This is a genomic window from Saccharothrix lopnurensis, assembly GCF_042658445.1.
Taxonomy (GTDB): domain Bacteria; phylum Actinomycetota; class Actinomycetes; order Mycobacteriales; family Pseudonocardiaceae; genus Actinosynnema; species Actinosynnema lopnurensis.
The window spans coordinates 1-21,201 of the sequence record NZ_JBHSQO010000057.1; the positions used below are offsets into that span (position 1 = coordinate 1).

The 21,201-nt window shown below is 73.8% G+C and carries 18 protein-coding genes; 6 read left to right on the forward strand and 12 right to left on the reverse strand.

Translation table 11 applies throughout. From position 1 onward, the window contains the following. A partial coding sequence (locus ACFP3R_RS33115) for an alpha-amylase family glycosyl hydrolase (RefSeq protein ID WP_380642093.1) occupies window positions 1–920 on the reverse strand: 920 nt, incomplete at its 3' end. A 165-nt stretch (window positions 921–1,085) separates the two neighbouring features. Continuing rightward, window positions 1,086–3,068, reverse strand: a complete 1,983-nt coding sequence (locus ACFP3R_RS33120) for an alpha-1,4-glucan--maltose-1-phosphate maltosyltransferase (protein WP_380642095.1) — start codon at window positions 3,066–3,068, stop codon at window positions 1,086–1,088. 367 nt (window positions 3,069–3,435) lie between these two features. Between ACFP3R_RS33120 and glgP the strand changes: the two genes are divergently transcribed. Continuing rightward, entirely contained in the window at window positions 3,436–6,006 is a 2,571-nt protein-coding gene (glgP, locus tag ACFP3R_RS33125; RefSeq protein ID WP_380642097.1) for an alpha-glucan family phosphorylase, read from the forward strand. Between the two features lie 72 nt (window positions 6,007–6,078). On the opposite strand, the gene ACFP3R_RS33130 is transcribed toward glgP, so the two are convergent. The 4 genes from ACFP3R_RS33130 to glgX form a co-directional block, all read right to left on the reverse strand. After that, window positions 6,079–7,200 carry a hypothetical protein gene (locus ACFP3R_RS33130; protein ID WP_380642100.1) on the reverse strand — a complete coding sequence of 374 codons (1,122 nt, stop codon included), beginning with the start codon at window positions 7,198–7,200 and terminating at the stop codon, window positions 6,079–6,081. A 237-nt stretch (window positions 7,201–7,437) separates the two neighbouring features. Further along, complete coding sequence (locus ACFP3R_RS33135; RefSeq protein ID WP_380642101.1) at window positions 7,438–7,824, reverse strand: rhodanese-like domain-containing protein; 387 nt, start codon at window positions 7,822–7,824, stop codon at window positions 7,438–7,440. Continuing rightward, complete coding sequence (locus ACFP3R_RS33140) at window positions 7,821–8,399, reverse strand: cysteine dioxygenase (protein WP_380642104.1); 579 nt, start codon at window positions 8,397–8,399, stop codon at window positions 7,821–7,823. Before ACFP3R_RS33140 ends, ACFP3R_RS33135 begins: the two co-directional genes overlap by 4 nt. A 300-nt stretch (window positions 8,400–8,699) precedes the next feature. After that, window positions 8,700–10,808 (reverse strand): glycogen debranching protein GlgX, encoded by a 2,109-nt coding sequence (gene glgX, locus ACFP3R_RS33145; RefSeq protein WP_380642106.1) that lies wholly within the window; start codon window positions 10,806–10,808, stop codon window positions 8,700–8,702. A gap of 175 nt (window positions 10,809–10,983) precedes the next feature. Here glgX and ACFP3R_RS33150 point away from each other — a divergent pair, with 175 nt between their 5' ends. The 4 genes from ACFP3R_RS33150 (at window position 10,984) to ACFP3R_RS33165 (ending at window position 14,718) form a co-directional block, all read left to right on the forward strand. Further along, window positions 10,984–11,754, forward strand: coding sequence for an ABC transporter ATP-binding protein (locus ACFP3R_RS33150; protein WP_380642184.1), 771 nt, complete (start codon window positions 10,984–10,986; stop codon window positions 11,752–11,754). A 72-nt stretch (window positions 11,755–11,826) separates the two neighbouring features. Then, a complete protein-coding gene (locus tag ACFP3R_RS33155; RefSeq protein WP_380642108.1) occupies window positions 11,827–12,606 on the forward strand; it encodes an enoyl-CoA hydratase/isomerase family protein in 780 nt (259 codons plus the stop codon). Further along, a complete protein-coding gene (locus ACFP3R_RS33160) occupies window positions 12,596–13,567 on the forward strand; it encodes a class I SAM-dependent methyltransferase (RefSeq protein ID WP_380642110.1) in 972 nt (323 codons plus the stop codon). Before ACFP3R_RS33155 ends, ACFP3R_RS33160 begins: the two co-directional genes overlap by 11 nt. Continuing rightward, window positions 13,567–14,718, forward strand: a complete 1,152-nt coding sequence (locus ACFP3R_RS33165; protein ID WP_380642112.1) for a THUMP-like domain-containing protein — start codon at window positions 13,567–13,569, stop codon at window positions 14,716–14,718. Before ACFP3R_RS33160 ends, ACFP3R_RS33165 begins: the two co-directional genes overlap by 1 nt. On the opposite strand, the gene ACFP3R_RS33170 is transcribed toward ACFP3R_RS33165, so the two are convergent. Continuing rightward, window positions 14,633–15,064, reverse strand: a complete 432-nt coding sequence (locus tag ACFP3R_RS33170) for a hypothetical protein (protein WP_380642114.1) — start codon at window positions 15,062–15,064, stop codon at window positions 14,633–14,635. The genes ACFP3R_RS33165 and ACFP3R_RS33170 overlap by 86 nt on opposite strands. A 75-nt stretch (window positions 15,065–15,139) precedes the next feature. Continuing rightward, window positions 15,140–16,084: a nucleoside hydrolase gene (locus ACFP3R_RS33175; protein WP_380642117.1), complete on the reverse strand. Its 945-nt coding sequence runs from the start codon at window positions 16,082–16,084 to the stop codon at window positions 15,140–15,142. Window positions 16,085–16,202: 118 nt separating this feature from the next. Between ACFP3R_RS33175 and ACFP3R_RS33180 the strand changes: the two genes are divergently transcribed. Further along, window positions 16,203–16,955, forward strand: coding sequence for an acyltransferase (locus ACFP3R_RS33180; protein ID WP_380642119.1), 753 nt, complete (start codon window positions 16,203–16,205; stop codon window positions 16,953–16,955). A gap of 17 nt (window positions 16,956–16,972) precedes the next feature. Here the strand turns inward: ACFP3R_RS33180 and ACFP3R_RS33185 are convergent, their stop codons facing one another. Genes ACFP3R_RS33185 through ACFP3R_RS33200 form a run of 4 tightly spaced genes read right to left on the reverse strand, consistent with a single transcriptional unit; the run spans window position 16,973 to window position 21,013 of the window. Then, window positions 16,973–17,455 carry a helix-turn-helix domain-containing protein gene (locus ACFP3R_RS33185; RefSeq protein WP_380642120.1) on the reverse strand — a complete coding sequence of 161 codons (483 nt, stop codon included), beginning with the start codon at window positions 17,453–17,455 and terminating at the stop codon, window positions 16,973–16,975. Window positions 17,456–17,502: 47 nt separating this feature from the next. After that, window positions 17,503–18,753 (reverse strand): glycosyltransferase family 4 protein, encoded by a 1,251-nt coding sequence (locus ACFP3R_RS33190; protein WP_380642124.1) that lies wholly within the window; start codon window positions 18,751–18,753, stop codon window positions 17,503–17,505. Next, window positions 18,741–20,270, reverse strand: a complete 1,530-nt coding sequence (locus ACFP3R_RS33195; RefSeq protein ID WP_380642127.1) for a 1,4-alpha-glucan branching protein domain-containing protein — start codon at window positions 20,268–20,270, stop codon at window positions 18,741–18,743. The genes ACFP3R_RS33190 and ACFP3R_RS33195 overlap by 13 nt, the downstream gene beginning before the upstream one ends. Continuing rightward, window positions 20,267–21,013 carry a class I SAM-dependent methyltransferase gene (locus ACFP3R_RS33200; protein WP_380642129.1) on the reverse strand — a complete coding sequence of 249 codons (747 nt, stop codon included), beginning with the start codon at window positions 21,011–21,013 and terminating at the stop codon, window positions 20,267–20,269. Before ACFP3R_RS33200 ends, ACFP3R_RS33195 begins: the two co-directional genes overlap by 4 nt. Between the last annotated feature and the right edge of the window lie 188 nt (window positions 21,014–21,201).

The window sequence follows — 21,201 nt, forward strand, 5'->3', positions numbered from 1 at the left end:
TCGCCGCCCACCTCGGGGTTGCCGAAGTACTCGACCACGTCCGACGGCCACTGGTTGGCCTCGGCCAGCAGCACCCGACCGGGGTACTCGTCGTCGACGACCTTGCGGCAGCGCTTGAGGAAGTCGTGCGTGCGCGGGAGGTTCTCGCAGTTGGTGCCCTCCTGCTCGAACAGGTAGGGCACGGCGTCGAGGCGGAAGCCGTCGATGCCCAGGTCCAGCCAGAAGCGCAGGACGTCGAGCATGGCATCCTGGACGGCCGGGTTCTCGTAGTTGAGGTCCGGCTGGTGGCTGAAGAACCGGTGCCAGTAGAACTGGCCGCGCACCGGGTCGTAGGTCCAGTTGGAGGTCTCGGTGTCGACGAAGATGATGCGGGCCTCGGCGTACTTCTGGTCGTCGTCGTTCCAGACGTAGTAGTCGCCGTAGGGGCCGTCGGGGTCGGTTCTGGACTGCTGGAACCACGGGTGCGCGTCGCTGGTGTGGTTGAGCACCAGGTCCGTGATCACCCGGATGCCCCGGCTGTGCGCCTCGTCCAGCAGGTAGACGAAGTCCTCGACGGTGCCGAACTCCGGCAGCACGGACCGGAAGTCGCTGATGTCGTAGCCGCCGTCGCGCAGCGGCGAGGCGTAGAACGGCGGCAGCCACAGGCAGTCCACGCCGAGCCACTCCAGGTAGTCCAACCTGGACGCCAGGCCGCGCAGGTCGCCCGTGCCGTCGCCGTTCGAGTCGCTGAAGGCGCGGACCAGCACCTCGTAGAACACCGCGCCCTTGAACCAGCCGGTCTCGCGCGGCACGAGCCGGGCCGACCGGAACTCCTCGGCCTGCGGCTCCACCAGCAGGCCGTCCGGGCGGATGGCCTCGCCGGTGTGCGGCACGTCCTCAAGACCTACCAGCGCGGCGTCGGGTCGGGCCTCTTGCTGCATCTGTGCTCCACCTCGCCCCACCTCGTCGGGGGTACGTTCGACAGCCCCGCGCGCCCTTCTGCGGGCGCGGGGACCGTGGGTGAAAAAGGGGACCGGGTTGGTGCTGCCGGCTCCGGGGAGCCGGCTGACCGGGCCGGCCTCGACCGGGGCCGACCCCGACCGGGGTCAGCCCTGACCGGAGCGGCGCAGCACGCCGACGACGTGCGCCGGGGCGCGCCGGGGTTCAAGCCGCACGTAGTTGGCCTGTCCCCAGTCCCAGGTCTCCCCGGACACCTCGTCGTGCGCGATCAGCCGCTCGTGCCAGTCGAAGCCGAGCTCGGGCAGGTCCAGCCAGAGCGTGCCGTCCTGCGTGTTGTGCGGATCCAGGTTGACCACCACGACCACCGTGTCGCCGGTGCCGGGATCCTGCTTCGAGTAGGCGATCAGGGCCGGGTTCTCCACGTGGTGGAACCGGAGTGTTCGCATCTGCTGGAGCGCCGGGTGGGCCCGGCGGATCGCGTTCAGCTTGCGCAACCACGGTTCCAACGACCGGCCCTCGGCCACCGCCGCCGCGTAGTCGCGGGGGCGGAGCTGGTACTTCTCCGAGTTGAGGTACTCCTCGCCGCCGGGCTTGACGGCCTGGTGCTCGAACAGCTCGTAGCCCGAGTAGACGCCCCAGGTCGGCGCCATCGTCGCCGCCAGGGCCGCGCGCAGCGCGAACATGCCCGGACCACCCACCTGGAGGGACTCGGGCAGGATGTCCGGGGTGTTCACGAACAGGTTGGGCCTGGCCTCGTCCCAGTGGGCGACGAGTTCGGTGCCGAACTCGGTCAGCTCCTCCTTGGACGTGCGCCAGGTGAAGTAGGTGTAGCTCTGCGTGAAGCCGAGCTTGGCCAGCCCGTACAGCCGCGCCGGTCGGGTGAACGCCTCGGACAGGAACAGCACGTCCGGGTGACGGTCCTTGACCGCCCAGATCAGCCACGCCCAGAAGTCCGGCGGCTTGGTGTGCGGGTTGTCGACCCGGAAGATCCGCACCCCGTGGTCCACCCAGTGCAGCACCACGCGCAGGATCTCGTTGTAGACGCCCTGCGGGTCGTTGTCGAAGTTGACCGGGTAGATGTCCTGGTACTTCTTCGGCGGGTTCTCCGCGTAGGCGATCGTGCCGTCCGGGCGCGTGGTGAACCACTCGGGGTTCTTCAGCACCCACGGGTGGTCCGGCGCGCACTGGATGGCCAGGTCGATCGCGACCTCCAGCTCCAGCTCGTGCGCGCGGGACACGAAGGCGTCGAAGTCCTCGACGGTGCCCAGCTCGGGGTGGACCGCGTCGTGCCCGCCCTCGTCCGCGCCGATCGCCCACGGCGAGCCCGGGTCGTCCTCGGTGGCGGTGAGGGTGTTGTTCGGGCCCTTGCGGTTCACCCTGCCGATGGGGTGGATCGGCGGCAGGTACACCACGTCGAAGCCCATCGCGGCGACCCGGTCCAGCTCCTTGGCGGCGGTGACGAACGTGCCGTGCACCGGCACGCCGGACTCGTCCACCCCGCCCGTGCTGCGCGGGAAGAACTCGTACCAGGAGCCGTACGCCGCCCGCTTGCGGTCCACCCAGACCTTCTGGGGCTTGCCCTTGGTGATCATCTCGCGCACCGGGTGGTCGTGCATCACCCGACGGACGTCACCCGCCAGTGCGGGGGCGATGCGCTCCGCGAGCGGGCGGTGCTCGTCGCGCAGCGCCGCGGCCGCGTTGGCCAGCAGGGGCTTCTCGCGCCGCCGGTCGGGTCGGCGGCTCACCCGGTCGAGGAGCCGCGCGCCGGTCTCCAGGTCGTTGGCCAGCTCCTCCGGGCCCTGCCCGGCGGCGACCTTCGCCTCCACCGCGTGCACCCAGGTCGCCCACGGGTCGCTCCAGGCGTCCACCCGGAACGTCCACGAGCCCTCGGCGTCGGGGGCGATCGTGGCGGCCCAGCGGTCCAGGCCCGCGCCCCGCGCGCCCATGCGGGTCTGCCGGGCCACCCGGTCGTTCGGCCCGCGCCAGACGACGGTGGCGGCGACGGCGTCGTGGCCCTCGCGCCACACCGTCGCCTCCACCGGGATGTGCTCCCCCACCACGGCCTTAGCCGGGTAGCGGCCACAGCTCACGGTCGGGGAGACATCGTCGATTCCGAGTCGGCCGCTCATTCGGCAGCGCCCCTCTCCCTGGTGCGACGCTTGCACGGTCAAGTCTGCCCGCAGCGATCGGATATGCCGTCACCGGGGAGTCCTACTTGGTCTTCCTACCCCGTCTGATTGGATCGCACACTTGGCGCCGCCGTCCATCTCGACATGGCTGAGTCAAGTTCTCAGGTTCCGGGCCGTTGTCGTGGTGCCGCGCCGGTACCGTTCGGGCGAAGGTGTGACCTGTTCGTCCCCGCGCGTTAACGATCGCGACCCCCGCGCGAAATAACTTGCAGGAAGAACGTTCGCCCAGGTCGGGCTGCATCGATCCCTGCATCGGTTCGGGTGACCGTTGCCCCGCACCGCTGGATGGGGGATAAGGTCCGACGCCATGCGAGCACTTCGCCGGTTCACCGTCCGAGCCAGCCTGCCCGAGCCGCTGGCGGCCCTGGGCACCCTCGCCACGAACCTGCGCTGGACGTGGCACCAGCCCACCCAGGACCTGTTCGCCTCGGTGGACCCCGGGTTGTGGGAGGCCGGCGAGGACCCCCTCCGCCTGCTGTCCGAGGTGGCGCCGGAACGGCTGGAGGAGCTGTCCCGCGACGAGCGGTTCCTCACCCACCTCCACGCGCTGGCCGACGACCTGCACCACTACACCACGGGCGCGCGCTGGTTCCAGCGCCGCCAGGACGAGCTGCGCCGGGACCGCGAGCACGGCGACCACCACGCGTCGCCGCTGCCCGAGGCCATCGCCTACTTCTCCATGGAGTTCGGCGTCACCGAGGCCCTGCCCAACTACTCCGGCGGCCTCGGCGTGCTGGCGGGCGACCACCTCAAGGCGGCCTCCGACCTGGGCGTCCCGCTGATCGCGGTCGGCCTGCTCTACCGGTCCGGCTACTTCCGCCAGGCCCTGTCGCTGGACGGCTGGCAGATCGAGCACTACCCCGTCCTCGACCCGCGCGGCCTGCCGCTGGAGCTGCTCACCGAGCCGTCCGGCGCGCCGGTCCTGGTGCACGTCGCCATGCCCGGCGACCGCGTGCTGCGGGCCAAGATCTGGAAGGCGCGGGTCGGCCGCGTGCCGCTGCTGCTGCTGGACTCCGACGTCGAGGAGAACGACGAGGACCTGCGCGGCGTCACCGACCGCCTCTACGGCGGCGACCAGGACCACCGCATCAAGCAGGAGATCCTGGCGGGCGTCGGCGGCGTGCGGGCCGTGCGCACGTACTGCGAGCTGACCGGGCACCCCGCGCCCGAGGTGTTCCACACCAACGAGGGGCACGCGGGCTTCCTCGGCCTGGAGCGCATCCGCGAGCTGACCACCGTCGAGGGCCTGGACTTCGACCAGGCGCTGGCCGCCGTGCGCGCGGGCACCGTGTTCACCACGCACACCCCCGTGCCCGCCGGCATCGACCGCTTCCCGGTCGACCTGGTCCAGCACTACTTCGGCTCCGAGCAGCTGCTGCCCGGCGTGAACACCCAGCGGGTGCTCGCCCTGGGCGCGGAGGACAACCCCGGCCTGTTCAACATGGCCCACATGGGCCTGCGGCTGGCGCAGCGCGCCAACGGCGTGTCCAGGCTGCACGGCTCGGTCAGCCGCGACATGTTCCGGGGCCTGTGGCCGGGCTTCGACGCCACCGAGGTGCCGATCGGGTCCATCACCAACGGCGTGCACGGTCCCACCTGGACGGCCACCGCGATGCGCGAGCTCCTCGGCGAGACCGACGACCCGGGCGCGGACCGGCCCGATGCCGAGCCGGTCACCGACCAGCGGCTGTGGGAGCTGCGCAACGACCTGCGCGCCGAGCTGGTCGGCGAGGTCCGCCGCCGCACCCGCGCCTCGTGGTTGCAGCGCGGCGCCAGCGCGCTGGAGCTGGGCTGGACCGACTCGGTGTTCGACCCGGACGTGCTGACCGTCGGCTTCGCCCGCCGCGTGCCGACCTACAAGCGGCTCACCCTGATGCTGCGCGACGCCGAGCGGCTGCGCCACCTGCTGCTGCACCCCGAGCGGCCCGTGCAGCTGGTCGTGGCGGGCAAGTCGCACCCGGCCGACGACGGCGGCAAGGCGCTGATCCAGCAGATCGTGCGGTTCGCCGACGAGGCGGGCGTGCGCCACCGCATCGTGTTCCTGCCCGACTACGACATGTCCATGGCCCGGTACCTGTACTGGGGCTGCGACGTGTGGCTGAACAACCCGATGCGCCCGCTGGAGGCGTGCGGCACGTCCGGCATGAAGTCGGCGCTCAACGGCGGCCTCAACCTCTCCATCCGCGACGGCTGGTGGGACGAGCTCTACGACGGCAGCAACGGCTGGGCCATCCCCACCGCCGACGGCGTCGCCGACCCGAACCGGCGCGACGACCTGGAGGCCGCCGCGCTCTACGACCTGCTGGGCAACCAGGTCGCGCCGCTGTTCTACGACCGCGGCGAGGACGGCGTGCCCACGCGCTGGCTCGCGATGGTCCGGCACACCCTGGCCTCGCTCGGCCCGGCCGTGCAGGCGTCGCGGATGGTGCGCGAGTACGTGGAGGAGCTGTACGCGCCCGCCGCGTCGTCGGCCGCCTCCGTGGTCGGCGAGGGCTACCGGGGCGCCAAGGAGCTGGCGGCGTACCGGCAGCGGCTGAGGGCGTCGTGGACGCGGGTGCGGGTGCTCGACTCGGAGATGTCGCCGAACGGCTCGGCCGCGCCGCTGCTCGGCTCGCCGGTGGGCGTGCGGGCGCGGGTGGAGCTGGCCGGCCTGGAGCCGTCCGAGGTGGACGTGCAGGTGGCGCTGGGCCGCGTGGCCGACTCCGACGAGCTGTACGACGTGGTCACGCACCCCATGACCTACACGGGCAACGGCAACTACGAGGCGGAGGTGCCGCTGCCGCACGCGGGCGCCGTCGGCTACACGGTCCGCGTCCTGCCCCGCCACGACCTCCTGGCCTCACCCGCCGAACTGGGCCGGGTGGTCCTGGCGGGCTGAGCCACCGGGTGCCCGGCCGACCTCCCGCAGGCCGGGCACCCCTCCCCCTTCCCCTCCCCCCTCCCCTTCTCCCTACCTGATGTTGAGACGGGCACTGGTCTCGGCCACGCGCGGCATCCACCCGGCCAGCTGCTCGGCCTCGACCAGCGTGGCGCGGGCCGCCGCGTTGTCACCGGCGGCCATCTGGGCACGGGCCATCGTGGCCAGCGCGTCGGCCCGGTCCAGACCGTCCTCGCTGGTCTGCCTGGCCTGGTTCGCGAGGGTGAGCGCGGTCGCGTGGTCGTCCTCCAGCAGCGCCAGCCGGGCCAGCGCCCCGGCGCAGCGGTAACGCGGGTAGCCCAGCCGCACCGCACCGTCCAGCGCGCTCCGCGCCGCCGGCACGCCGAACTCCGCGGGCAGCATCCCGCCCTCCACGGCGTTGACCGTGGAACCGGCCATCTGCGCCATCACGAACGCCATGTCCCTCGGCCCGAGGTCCTCGCGCCGGGCCACGGCGCCCATCACCTGCAACGCCTCCAGGTACCGGGCGCGCAACCCCAGCACCGCGACCCGCGCGCCGGAGGCCACCAGCAGCTCCGGGTGGCGCGCCACCAGCTCGTCGGACAGCGCCTCGGCCCGGTCCAGGTCGCCGACCGCGATCGCGTCGGTCACCCGGTTCAGCAGCGGGGTCGCCTCGTACTCCTCCAGGGGCCGACCCGTCAGCCGCGGCAGCGCGAACAGGAACCAGCCGACCGACGTCGTCCCGGGCTTGCGCCTCGGCCACAGCGCGTTGACCGCCACCGCCGTGCCCGCCACCGCGAACCCGCGCCAGAAGTCGTGCCCGGCCGCCGCCCACGCCGCCCCGACGACCCCCGCCACGACCACCGCGGCCACGAACGCGGCAGACCACAACCGCACCCGGACCGACTCCCGCACGGACGTCAACCCGACCGACATCAGCAGCGGCACGTTCCGCCACACCACCCGCCGCCCCGGCCGCGTCCAGGTGCGCACCTCACCCCCGACGCCGATCACCACCAGCGACACCCGCACCCCGGCCACCAGCGCCCCGACCAGCAGCCCGACCTGCACCGCGGCCAACACCGCCCAGCCCCCGACCACCGCCCCACCCACCGAGGCCACCCCGGGCCGCCAGACCGCCACCACCACCAGGACAACCCCGGTCAGCACCTTCCACACGCCACCCAGACGCACCCACCCACCCCGAAGTTCCGCGAGTCGTACGTCCAGACCCCGCGAGTCGTACGTCCAGACCCCCCGAGTTCAGCGTTCAGGACCCCCGAGTTGAGCGTTCGGGACCCCCGAGTTGAGCGTTCGGGACCCGCGTGCCCTGCGCTCGGGCCCGCCCGGTTACCCGTTCAGGGGGTCCTGAACATGCAACTCGGGGGTCCTGGACGTACGACACGACGGGTCTGGACGTACGACTCGCGGTCAGGTTATGGGTGTGGTCGGGGTGGGGTGGACGGGGAGGCCGGCGGCGGCGTAGGCGCGGAAGCCGCCGACCAGGTCGGTGGCGTTGGGCAGGCCCACGCGCTGGAGGTCGCGGGCGGCGAGGCTGGAGGCGTAGCCCTCGTTGCACACCACGACGACGGTCGTGTCGGCGGTGAAGCCGGGGATGCGGTGCTCGCCCGCCGGGTCGAGCCGCCACTCCAGCACGATCCGCTCGATCGGCAGCGCGCCGGGGATCTCGCCCTCGGCGGCCCGGTCGTGGTGCGGCCGGATGTCGACCACCAGGGAGTTCGGCAGGTCGGCCAGCTCGTGCGGCTCCACGCGGTCCAGGGCGTGTCGGGCTTCCTCCAGCAACTGCTCCGCGCTCACGGGCCCTCCTGCTCGGTCAGCACGCTCAACCGCTCCAACGACAGCCGCCGCGCCGGCAGCGGCGGGATCAGGTCGGGGATGTCCGCCAGGCTCGCGTACTCGCGGGTCGGCACCAGCGGCGGCGAGTACGCGTGCACGCTCGCGGCACCCACCTCGCCCCGGTTCACCACCCGGTGCGCCCGCCCGGCGCCGAACCCGAGCGCGCTGCCCACCGGCCGCGCCGCGCTGCGGATCGGCCCGCCGGGGTAGCGGTAGTCCTCGTGCAGCTCACCGGTCAGCACGGTGAACGACCCGGACGCCCCGCCGTGGTCGTGCGCCTCCGTGCCCTGACCGGGCAGCCAGCTCAGCAGCCACAGCTCCACCCCCTCCGTCAGCCCCAGCCGGGCCCACCAGCGGCGCCCCGGGTCGTACGCCAGCACGTCCAGCAGCGGGGTGGTCAGCTCGGCGGCGACGGTGGAGGTCAGGTCGCGCAGCTCGCGCGGCGTCCACAGGTCGCGGGTCGGGTGGATCAGGTCGTGCAGCAGCCGCACGTCCAGCTTCGGGTGCAGGTAGGCGCCCGGGATCGTGGTGGTCACGGGGAGTCGCTCCTCGATGGCTACGGAAAGGGCGAGTAGCTATCAGGACGCGACGCGGCGTATTCCCTGCGGAAGAACGGTTCTTCACCGGCCGCGCCGCGTCCCGCTACAGCCGCACGACGCCACCAGGAGGAGGTCGATCGGGCGGTCGCACCAGGTCAGCAGCTGTCGGGCCATTCGGGAATGGTGCCACGGGACGCGCCGCCGCGCAGCGCGTCCCAGGGCTCGGGAACACCTCGGGAACCGATGGGATTGTGCCGGGGAGGTAATGGGGCGGGTAATGCGGGAATGCGCCGGCGATTACTCCGGGACGCGGAACAGGAGCAGGGAACGGCCACTCAGCGTGACCTTCGTGCCGGCCGCCGGCGACCCCGGCGTGGCGGGGGAGCCGTCCGCGGTCGTGGTGTCCAGCACCGGTTCGTAGCGGCTCCCGTACTCCGGGCCCGGCAGGGTGACCTCGACCGCGTCCGCCCCGGCCTGCACGAGCAGCAGCCACGAGTGGTCCGACACCCGTTCGCCGGCGCGGGAGCGGGACAGCGACGTGGAGCCGTCGATCCACATCCCCAGGAACCGCCGGCCGTCGTCGAACCAGTCCGTCTCGGCCATCTCCTCGCCGTCCGGCCGGAACCACACCAGGTCCGGCGCGCCCGACGGCGTGGTGCGGCCGTCGAAGAACTGCGGCTGCCGCAGCGCCGGGCTGTCCGCCCGCAGGTTGATCACCCGCCGCGCGAAGGCCAGCATCGACTCGCCCTCCGGCGACGGCTCCCAGTCCACCCACGAGGTCTCGTCGTCCAGGCAGTACGCGTTGTTGTTGCCGCCCTGCGTGCGCCACTGCTCGTCGCCGGCGGTGATCATCGGGGTGCCCGTGGACAGCATCAGGGTGGCGAACAGGTTCCGCGCCTGCCGCGCCCGCAGCGCCACCACCGCGGCGTCGTCCGTGTCGCCCTCGACCCCGCAGTTCCACGACCGGTTGTCGTTGGTGCCGTCGCGGTTGTCCTCGCCGTTGGCCAGGTTGTGCTTCTCGTTGTACGACACCAGGTCGCGCAGCGTGAACCCGTCGTGCGCGGTGATGAAGTTGATCGACTGCCACGGCCGGCGCAGGTCGTCGGCGTACAGGTCGGACGACCCGGACAGCCGGTAGGCCAGGTCGCGCACGTTCGTCATGCCCCGCCAGAAGTCGCGCAGGGTGTCGCGGTACCGGCCGTTCCACTCGGCCCACTGCACGCCGAAGTCGCCCACCCGGTACCCGTCGCCGGTCGCGTCCCACGGCTCCGCGATCAGCTTGCACCGCGACAGCACCGGGTCCGAGGTGATCGCGGTGAGCATCGCCGACGCCCGGTCGAACCCCCGGCCGCCCGGCCGCCCCAGCGTGGACGCCAGGTCGAACCGGAACCCGTCCACGCCCATCTCGGTCGCCCAGTACCGCAGCGAGTCCGTCACCAGCCGCACGAACTGCGGCGACCCGGCCTCGGTGGTGTTGCCGCACCCGGTGATGTCCAGCGTGCCGCCGCCCTCGATGTGCAGGTAGTAGCCGGGCGCGTCGAATCCCCGGTAGCACAGCGTCGGCCCGTCCGGCCCGCCCTCGCAGGTGTGGTTGTAGACCACGTCGATCAGCACCTCGATGCCCACCGCGTGCAGCGCGGACACCATGGTGCGGAACTCCTCGACCTCGCGCCCCGGCTCGCTGGCGTACCCGGGGTGCGGCGCGAACCAGCTCAGCGGCGAGTAGCCCCAGTAGTTGCGCCGACCGGCCTTGACCAGCGACGGCTCGTCCACGAACGCCTGCACGGGCAGCAGCTCGACCGTGGTCACGCCCAGCCGCACCAGGTGCTCCACCACGGTCGGGTGCGCCAGCCCCAGGTAGGTGCCGCGCAGGTGCTCGGGCACGCCGGGGTGCCGCCGGGTGAACCCCCGCACGTGCAGCTCGTAGACCACCGCCTCCTCGAACGGCACCTGCGGCTTCACGCCGGTGTCCGGCCCGCCCGGCGAGGTCACCACCGACAGCGGCACGCTGCCCAGCGAGTCGACCGGCGACGGGCCGCCGTGCATCGGGTCGCCCACGTAGCCCAGGGCGGCCTCCAGGTCGGTCAACCCGCCCGTGATCCTCGTCGCATACGGGTCCACGAGGATCTTCGCCGGGTTGGCGCGCAACCCCCGCGACGGGTCGTACGGGCCGTGCACCCGGTAGCCGTAGCGCTGACCGGGGGTCACGCCGGAGATGAGCCCGTGCCACACGCCGAAGGTCCGCTCGGTCAGCTCCACCCTCTCCTCGGTGCCGTCTTCGCTGATCAGGCACACCTCGACCGCGTCGGCGGGCGGTGCGGAGACGGCGAAGCGCACGCCTCCGGCCTCGGGGTGCGCCCCGAGGGGGAACGGACGGCCGGCGAGCAGGATGGAGTCGGCGGGCATGTCCTGATCCTCCCAGTACGCACCGACGGTTCGGGAACGAGCACGCCGCGCCACGACAACGTCACACCAACCGCCCCCGCCGCACCCGCCGTCACGGGGCTTGCAGAACAATGGCCCGGGGAAGGTGTCGACCGGGGCGAGGACGAGCGTGGAAAACGAAGATCTGGTCATCCACATGCAGGGTGTTTCGGTTCGACGGGGCAGGACCACGCTGGTCGGGGACGTCGACTGGGGCGTGGAGCTGGACGAGCGGTGGGTGGTGCTCGGGCCCAACGGCGCGGGCAAGACCACGCTGCTGCGCCTGGCGGGCGCCGAGCTGCACCCGACCAAGGGTCGGCTGAGCCTGCTCGGCGAGCGCATCGGGCGCACGGACGTCTTCGAGCTGCGGCCGCGCATCGGCCTGTGCTCGGCGGCGCTGGCCAACCGCGTGCCGAACGAGGAGAAGGTCGTCGACCTGGTGGTCAGCGCCGGGTACGCGGTGCTGGGCCGGTGGCGCGAGGACTACGACAAGCTCGACACCGGGCGCGCCGGGGAGCTGCTGGGCGCGCTGGGCATCGAGCACCTGGCCGAGCGCGCGTTCGGCACGCTGTCCGAGGGCGAGCGCAAGCGCACGCTCATCGCCAGGGCCCTGATGACCGACCCGGAGCTGCTGCTGCTCGACGAGCCGGCCGCGGGTCTGGACCTGGGCGGCCGGGAGGACCTGGTGGCCCGGCTGTCGGAGCTGGCCCTGGACCCGGACGCGCCGGCGATCGTGCTGGTCACGCACCACGTGGAGGAGATCCCGCCGGGGTTCACGCACGCGCTGCTGCTGCGTGGGGGCGGTGTCGTGGCGCAGGGCCTGCTGGACGACGTGCTGACCGAGGAGAACCTGTCGAAGACGTTCGACCAGCCGCTGGAGCTCCAGCGGGCGGGCGACCGGTACTTCGCCCGCCGCAAGCAGGCGTAGCGGGTTCGACGGGCGCTCTGGCTACCCAGGAGTAACCTGCGGGGCCTACCGACACGGGTCGAGGAGGACTGCGTGGCTGAGTTCGTGGGGCTCGAAGTCGAGGGCGGGATCGGCACCATCCGGCTGGACCGCCCGCCGATGAACGCGCTCAACAGGCAGGTCCAGGAGGAGATCCGGGCCGCCGCGCTGGAGGCCGGCGAGCGCGCCGACGTGCGCTCGGTGATCGTCTACGGCGGTCCGAAGGTGTTCGCCGCGGGCGCGGACATCAAGGAGATGGCCGAGCTGACCTACGCCGAGATGGCGGTGCGCGCGGGCGCGCTGAGCTCGGCGCTGCGCGCGGTGGAGGAGATCCCCAAGCCGACCGTGGCCGCCGTCACCGGCTACGCCCTGGGCGGCGGCTTCGAGCTGGCGCTGTGCGCGGACCGGCGCATCGCGGGCGACAACGCCAAGGTCGGCCAGCCGGAGATCCTGCTCGGCGTCATCCCCGGCATGGGCGGCACGCAGCGCCTGCCCCGCCTGATCGGCCCGTCGCGCGCCAAGGACCTCATCTACACCGGCCGGTTCGTGGGCGCGGAGGAGGCCCTGCGCATCGGCATGGTGGACGAGGTCGTCGCGCCGGACGACGTGTACGAGGCGGCCAAGCGGTGGGCGGGGCAGTTCGTCACCGGCCCGGCGCGGGCCTACGCCGCCGCCAAGGCCGCGATCGACGGCGGCCTGGACACCGACCTCGGCAGCGGCCTGAAGCTGGAGAGCCACCTGTTCGCGGCGATGTTCGCCACCGAGGACCAGAAGACGGGCATGGCGTCGTTCATCGAGAACGGGCCGGGGAAGGCGGAGTTCAGTGGCCGTTGATCCAGTCGACCGGGTCGACCCCCGACCGCACCCGCACGCCACCGCCGAGGAGGTCCAGGCGGCCTACGGCGACCCGAAGCTCGCCAACGTGCTCTACCACGACTGGGAGGCGGGCACCTACGACGAGAAGTGGTCGATCTCCTACGACGACCGCTGCACCACCTACGCCACCGAGCGGTTCCGCGCGGCCGCGGGCGACGTCGGCCCGTACGGGCACGCCCTGGAGCTGGGCAGCGGCACCGGCTTCTTCCTGCTCAACCTCATGCAGGGCGACGTCGTCGAGAAGGGCTCGGTGACCGACCTGTCGCCCGGCATGGTCGAGGTGGCGCTGCGCAACGCGGAGCACCTGGGGCTGCCGGTGGACGGCCGGGTCGCCGACGCCGAGCGCATCCCGTACGACGACGACACGTTCGACCTGGTCGTCGGGCACGCGGTGCTGCACCACATCCCGGACGTGCCCGCCGCGATGCGCGAGGTGCTGCGGGTGCTCAAGCCGGGCGGGAAGTTCGTCTTCGCGGGCGACCCGACGAACATCGGCAACGCCTACGCGCGCAAGCTCGGGCAGCTCACCTGGTGGCTGACCACGAACGTGACCAGGTTGGGCCCGCTCACCGACTGGCGGCGGCCGCAGGAGGAGCTGGACGAGTCCTCGCGCGCGGCGGCGCTGGAGGCCGTGGTCGACCTGCACACCTTCGACCCGGGCGAGCTGGAGCGGGTGGCGCGCGGCGCGGGAGCGGTGGACGTGCGGGCGGTGACCGACGAGCTGTCGGCGGCCCTGTTCGGCTGGCCGGTGCGCACGTTCGAGGCGGCCGTGCCGCGGGAGAAGCTCGGGTTCGGGTGGGCGATGTTCGCCTACCGCGCCTGGCAGCGGCTGTCCTGGGTGGACCAGAACGTGCTGGCCAGGGTCCTGCCGCGAGAGGTCTTCTACAACGTCTCGGTGACGGGGCGCAAGCCGGTCTAGTGGGGTACGCGTTCAGCCTCGACGACGTGGCGCACCTGCGGTCGGCCGCCGGGCGCGCCGCGTTGTCGGCGTTGGCCGGGCTGCCGCTGACCGACGCCTCGCGGCTGCGGGACGTGACGGTGGCCAAGGAGGTCTCGCCGGACCACTTCGCGGCCGTGCTGGAGACCCTGCTGCTGCGCCGCCGGGCCGCCGGGAAGGTGCCGTTCGCGGACGGCCTGTTCACCTCCGACGCCCTCCAGCAGGCCACCGCGCACCCGGTGGCGGCGCACCGGGCGACCCGGTTCACCGGGCCCGTGCACGACGTGACCTGCTCGATCGGGGCCGACCTCGCCGCGCTGCCGCCCGGTTCCCTCGGCTCCGACCTGGACCCGGTGCGGCTGGCCATGGCGCGGCACAACCTGGGCGACGACGTGCCCCTGGTGCGCGCCGACGCGCTGCGGCCCGTGTCCCGCGGCGTGGCGGTGCTGGCCGACCCGGCGCGGCGTGACTCGGCCGGCCGGCGGACGTGGCGGCCGGCGGACTTCGCTCCACCGCTGGACGAGCTGGCCGCCGCGCACGCCTCCCGCGACCTGGCGGTGAAGTGCGCGCCGGGCGTGGACTTCGCGGTGGCGCCGTGGGCGGACGAGGTCGAGCTGGTGTCCCTGGACGGCCAGGTGCGCGAGGCGTGCCTGTGGACGAGGGGCCTGGCCACGCCGGGCGTCGCGCGGCGCGCCACCGTGCTCCGGACGGGCGCCCCGGCGTGGACCCTCACCTCCGCCGAGCCGGACGACTGCCCGGTCACGCCGCCGGGGGAGTGGCTGGTGGACCCGGACGGCGCGGTGGTGCGGGCCGGCCTGGTCCGGCACTACGCGGCCCGGCACGGGTTGGCGCAGATGGACGAGCGGATCGCCTACCTGACCGGCCCGGTGCCGCCGCCGGGCGTCCGCGCGTTCCGGGTCGTCGAGCACGGCCACCACACGGAGAAGGCGCTGCGGTCGGTGCTGCGCGCGCACGACGTGGGGCGGCTGGAGATCCTGGTGCGGGGCCTGGACGTGGACCCGAACACCCTGCGGCGGCGGTTGAGGCTCAGCGGGTCGGGTGAGGCGACGGTCGTGCTGACCCGGGTGGGGTCGCGGCCGGTGCACCTGCTGTGCCGGGCGGAGCGGACGTAGCCGCGAGGCGGCGCCGCACGTCCAGGCCGACCACGAACCGGACCGGCGGCACAGTCTTGCCCGCGTCCGGCGCGCCGAGCACCACCAGCCGTCCGGTGGGCACCCGGCGCCACGTCGCGAGCAGGTCGTCACCCGCCAGGTCGGCCGGCGCGGCGCGCCGGCGCACCGGCAGCGGGTACGGGTCGTTGAGCGAGCGCCGGGCCACCTCGTCCTGCCACTGCCTGCGCGCCACCGCGATCAGGGCGGCGACCGCGCCCCACACCGCGAACGGCCACCAGGGCTCGTCGACGGAGGCGGTGTTGGTGGCCGTGTTCCCCACCAGTGCGATGGCGAAGCCGATCACCATGCCGGTGATCGCCGACGGGCGCCGAGCCGAGCGCGTCTCCCGGGCCGTGGGGTGTGGTCGAGGGGGGAACCGGTGTTACGCGCCGCCGAGCGAGGACAGCCGCTCGAACAGGAACGACCGCAGCCCGTCCAGGTCGGTGTCCAGGGCGACGTCCAGGTCGGGGGGCCGCTCGACCTCCCGCCGCCGGTCCACCACCAGCGCGCCCCGGTTCGGGCCGAACGAGCAGTCCAGGTCCGCCGCGAACGCGGTGGTGGCGAGGATGCCCGGCCGGATCGCCTCGGCCACCGCGACGGCGTCGTGCACGACGATGCCGTCCAGGCCCAGGATTCGCCGGTAGGTGGCCAGGTACTCCCCGGTGAGCCCGACCAGCGCCGCGCCGGTCGCGGAGGTCCGCGCCAGGTCGGCCAGCCACCCGGCGCCCACCGCGCACCGGTGGGTCAGGTCGACCGGGACGAGCGTGGTGGGCACGTCCTCCTCGACCAGCACCCGGCGCGCGGCCTCCGGGTCGCTCCACAGGTTGAACTCGGCGCTGGGGGTGGTGTTGCCGACGTCGACCCCGCCGCCCATGACGACGAGCCTGCCGATCTTCGCCTTGAGCCGCGGGTGCGCGGCCAGCAGCAGCGCGATGTTGGTCAGCGGTCCGATCGGGACGATCGTGACGGGCCGGTCGGCCGCCTCCAGCAGCTCGCGCATCAGCGTGACGGCGTCGCGCGGGTCGGCGGCCCGGGTCGGCTCCGGCAGGGTGCCGCGCGCCCCGGACAGCCCGTCGGAGCCGTGGGCGCTGGACAGGTGCGGCTGGGGGTGGACCAGCGGCCGGTCCGCGCCGGCCGCGACCGGCACGTCCTCGCGGCCCAGCAGGGCGCGCAGCCGCAGGGCGTTGGCCGTGGTGTCGGCGAGCGGGACGTTGCCGAAGACCGTGGTCACGCCGAGCAGCTCGACCTCCGGGCTGGCGGCGGCGAGCGCGAGGGCGAACGCGTCGTCCACGCCCGGGTCGGTGTCGATGATGAGAGGGGTCGTCACGCCCGCCATCCTGGCCCGGTGGTCGGGTCGCGGGCCACCGGCGCCCCACCTGCGGCGCGGGTCCGCCGGGGCGGGCGCCGGCCGCCTGGTCGGGCGGGCGGGAAGTTAGAGTGCCCGCGTGACGAGCATGTGGGGAGCACCGGTGTGGCGCAGGTGGCGCGGCTCGCGCCGCGACCCGGCGCAGGCCCGCTTCCTCACGCTGGCGTCGCTGCGCTGGGTCGTCCGGCACCGCGCCTACACCCCCTGGTACCTGGTGCGGTACTGGCGGCTGCTGCGGTTCCGCCTCGCCAACCCGCACGTGGTGCTGCGCGGGATGGTGTTCCTGGGCCGGAAGGTCGAGCTGCACTGCCGCCCCGGCTACGGGCGGCTGGAGATCGGCCGCTGGGTGCACATCGGCGACGGCAACGCCATCCGCTGCCACGAGGGGTCGCTGCGCATCGGCGACAAGGCCGTGTTCGGCAAGGACAACACGGTCAACTGCTACCTCGACGTGGAGATCGGCGCGGCCACCCTGGTCGCCGACTGGGTCTACGTCTGCGACTTCGACCACGTCACCGCCGACATCACGATGCCGATCAAGGACCAGGGCATCGTGAAGTCCCCGGTGCGCATCGGCCCGGACTGCTGGCTGGGCACGAAGGTCACCGTCACCCGCGGCACGCGCATCGGGCGCGGCTGCGTGGTCGGCGCGCACGCCGTGGTCCGCGGCGACGTGCCGGACTTCGCGATCGCCGTCGGCATCCCGGCCCGCGTGGTCAGGGACCGCCGCGAGGACTACGAGGCCGACGCCGCGCGCCGCGCCGCCGTCGCCGACATGGACCGCAAGGCCCGGGAGGCGCTGGAGCGCGCCCGCGGCGGCTCGCGGGGGTGACGCGACGAGCCGCCCGCTCACCCGCTCAACGCCCGGTAGGGCCGCACGACCTCCTCGACGAACCCGGTCAGCGCCTCGTCCAGCCTGGCGCCCGACGGGTCGTCCCCCTCGTTGTCCACGGCGTGCACCCGGCCCACCACGCCCTCGTGGGCGCGCAGCCCGCTGAAGCCGTCCGACGCGTACACCGACCGGGCCACGACGCCGGGCAGCCGGTGGTCGTCGGACACCACGACGTTGATGCCGGGTTCGGCGACCTCGATGCGCGGCGGCTGCGCGCGGAACTCCAGCCGCGCCGCCTGGTAGCGGTTGTCCGCGTTGCGCTCCAGCGCCCGCCACGCCTCCAGCTCGCCGACCAGCCGGTGCGCCGTGGCCATCGGCATGTCGCGCCGGGCGGCCAGCTCGCTCAGCGTCAGCGTCGGGTGCCCCACGTCGAACGCGCCGAGCAGGTCCAGCGCCCGCGAGGTGACCGATCGGCCGCTGATCGGAGGATTCCCGTCCAACGGAACCGGCGCTCAGGGGGTGGGGAGGGTGGACCGGCGCCCCGCGCCTACAGGAAAGCGTTGCCCGTGGCGATCTTCGGCCGCCCCAGCGGCTCGCGCGCCCGCACCCGCGCCGCCCGGTAGACCCCCGCCGTGCCCTGGGCGATCGTCCCCCAGTCGAAGTCCGTCCCCAGGCGAGCCTTCGCCGCCCGCGCCCGCCGCGCCGCCGCCGGCCCGTCGTCGAGCACCGAGCGGACCGCCCGCGCCAACCCGTCCACGTCGCCCGGCGCGAAGGACAGCCCCGTCACCCCGTCCCGCACGACCTCGCCCAGCCCGCCCGCGGTCGAGGCGACCAGGGGCGCGCCGGCCGCCGCCGCCTCCAGCGCCACGATCCCGAACGGCTCGTACCGCGACGGCAGCACCACCGCGTCCGCCGCCGCCAGCAGCGCCGCCAGCGACCGGTCCGACAGGTGCCCCGCGAACGACACCGCCCGCCGCACCCGGTGCTTGCGCGCCTGCTCCACCAGCCAGTCCCGGTGCGTCCCGGTCCCCGCCACCACCAGCCGCGTCCCCGGCCGCGACCGCCGGACCCGCGGCAGCGCGGCGATCAGGTCCTGCACGCCCTTCTCCCACTCCAGCCGCCCGAAGAACAGCAGCAGCGGCGCGCCCGAGGGGCTGTGCCGGGCCCGCGCCGCCGCCACGTCGCCCGCCCGCACCCGCCACCGCCTCGGCTCGATCCCGTTGTGCAGCACGGTGATCGTGCCCGGGTCCACCTCGAACAGGTGCGCCACCTCCGCGCGCATCGCGGCCGAGCACGTGATCAGCGCGTCGGCCCGGTTCGCCAGCCACCACTCCACCGAGTGCACCTGCTGGTTCAGCGACTGCGACAGCCACCCGCCGTGCCGCCCGGCCTCGGTCGCGTGGACGGTCGCCACCAGCGGCACGCCCGCCGCCTCGGCCAGGGCGATCGCCGGGTGCGTCACCAGCCAGTCGTGCGCGTGCACCACGTCCGGCCGCCAGTCGCGCAGCAGGGCCAGGCCCGCGCGCGTCATCGCGTGCCCCATGGCCAGCGTCCACGCCACCAGGTCCCGCTCGAACACCAGGTGCGCCGGGTCCTCGGCCACGCGCACCAGCCGCACGCCCTCCACCGGCTCGTCGGACGTCGGGTGCGTCACCGCGTCGGTGCCGGTGGGCTGCCGGCACAGCACGACCACCTCGTGCCCCTGCCCGGCCAGGGACGTGGCCAGCGCGTGCACGTGCCTGCCCAACCCGCCCACGACGACCGGTGGGTACTCCCACGACACCATCAGCACGCGCATGGCCCATCCTCCCAACCACCGGCCAGCCCCCTGGCGTCCAGGTGCCCGAACGGCCCGTCCACCCGCCGCAGCTCGGCGGCCCGCTCCGCGGCCCTCGCGCCCCGTCCGGACCGCAGCAGCGCGGCCAGCTCGGCGAACCGGTCCGCGTGCGCCTTGGCCCGGTACCGGGCGTAGTCCGCGGCCGAGTCCTTGGTGACCATGAACGCCCAGTCGCTGGACAGCGCCAGCAACGCCTCCCGCACCGCCTGGTCGGCCACCGGCGAGCGCACCGGCCCGGACAGGTCCAGCGCCAGCAGCTCCCGCTGGACCTGCTCGTTGCCCCGCACGACGTCGCCCACCTGCGGCCCGTTCCACACGCGCCAGTCCTTGCCCGAGCCCCACGACGACTCCGGCAGCTCCACCGGCGCGCCCACGTGACCCGCCTCGACCGCGCCGCGCAGCGTCGTCACCCGCACCCCGGCGCCCGGCAGCGCCCGCAGCACGGCCTCCAGCCACGCCGGCCCCTCGTGCCACCAGTGCCCGTACAGCTCGGTGTCGTACGCGGCGACGACCAGCGACGGCCTGCCGTGCCGCTCCCTCAGCGACCGGAGCCGCGCCACGACCGTGTCCACGAAGTCGGCCGCGTGCCGCCGCACCGCCTCGGCCGCCTGGTCCGGGTCGTACGGCCGCTTGTCCGCCGGGGCCACGTTCTTGCCGGTCACCCGGGACGGCTTGAGCCCGCTCGCGTGGTCGTAGGTGTGGAAGTCCCGGTACGCCGGGTCGCCCGGGTAGCCGACCTTCGGCGACCACACCCGGTAGGACACCTCCAGGTCGCGCCCGAAGCACACCACGTCCGTGTCACCCACCGGCCGGCCCGCGGCCGTGTCGCCGTGCAGCGCCGGCCCGTCCACCAGGAACCGCCGCACGCCCGCCCGCGCGTAGTCGCGCTCCAGGCCCGGCGCGTACGCGCACTCCGGGGCCCAGATGCCCCGGGGCGCCGAGCCGATCCGCCACGCGGTGTCGGCCAGCCCGGTGCGCAGCGAGAACGCCCGCAGCCCCGGGTCCAGCAGCGGCTGGAACGGGTGCGCGGCCGGACCGCCGAGCAGCTCGACCGCCCGCGAGTCCACCAGGGACCGCAGCACGGGCGAGAACCCGTGCCGCCACCGCGTTTCGAACCGCTCCAGCGCCCACGCCGAGCCGCGGTGCTCGCGGGCGGCCAGGTCGGGCAGCCGGTCGGCGGCGCCGTGCGCGCGCAGCTGCCAGTCGCCCAGCCAGTCGTGCAGGCCGCGCAGGCAGTACGGGTCGTCCAGCTGCGCGGCCAGGACCGGCGTGACGCCCAGCGTCAGCACGTCCTCGCGGCCCTCGGCGGCGAACCGCTCCAGCAGGTCCACCACCGGCAGGTACGAGTGCGCCCACGCCTGGTACAGCCACTCCTCGCCGACCGGCCAGGCGCCGTGGTGCGCGAGCCACGGCAGGTGGCTGTGCAGGACCAGGCAGAACGTGCCCTCGGCGCCGGTGCCCCGGTCCACCGCGGTCACGGCCGCACCGCCACGGCCACCAGGTCGAGCGAGGCGTCCAGGTCGTCGGTGGTGAGCTCGAAGTCCTCGGCGCGCACCGAGGCCACGGCCGCCAGCAGGTCGGCGGGCCACTCACCGCCGCCCAGCACCACCGCGACCTGCGCGTCGATGATCGAACCGCCGAACGCCCGGTCCAGCGCGCGCAGCGCGGGCCCGTGCCGCAGCCCGGCCAGCAGCTCGACCTCCAGGCCCGCGCCGACCAGCAGGTCGCGCAGCTCCGCCGGCGCCAGCTCGCGGGTGTGGAACGGGTTGAGCGGGGTGTCGCGACCGGGGGAGAAGGTGATCCGGTTCGGCGTGGTGACCAGCAGCCGCCCGCCGGGCCGCAGCACCCGCGCGCACTCGGCCAGGAAGCCCTCCTGGTCCCACAGGTGCTCGATGACCTGGAGGTTCGCCACCACGTCCACGCCCGCGTCCCGCACCGGCAGGGCCGCCAGGTTGCCGCGCACCGCGGTCAGCCCCGGGTAGGCGCGGCCGACGTGCGCGGCGGTCGTCTCGTCGTAGTCGAGCGCGACGACCCGCGCGGCCCGCCCGGCGATCAGCGCGGCGCCGTAGCCCTCGCCGCAACCCGCCTCCAGCACCACCGCGCCGACGCAGTGCCGCACCAGGTCCAGGTACGCCGCCTCGTGGCGCCTGAACCAGTAGTTCTCCTCGACGATCCCGGGCACGGTGCGCTCACCGGTGAGGGGCAGCGGCTCGACGGTCACCCGACCAGACTAGTTGTCCGTTACTGGCGGGTAGGCAGCGCCCGCCCACTGGGCTGTCACTAATTCGGGCGAACTTTTTCTGCGTTATTACGATGAGTTGATAGGCGGAGGATTTCCGCCGAGGCGGGTGCTTTCCGGGAAAACGACACCATCGAGTGACTCCGGGGCTCTCCGTGTTGATCTCCCAC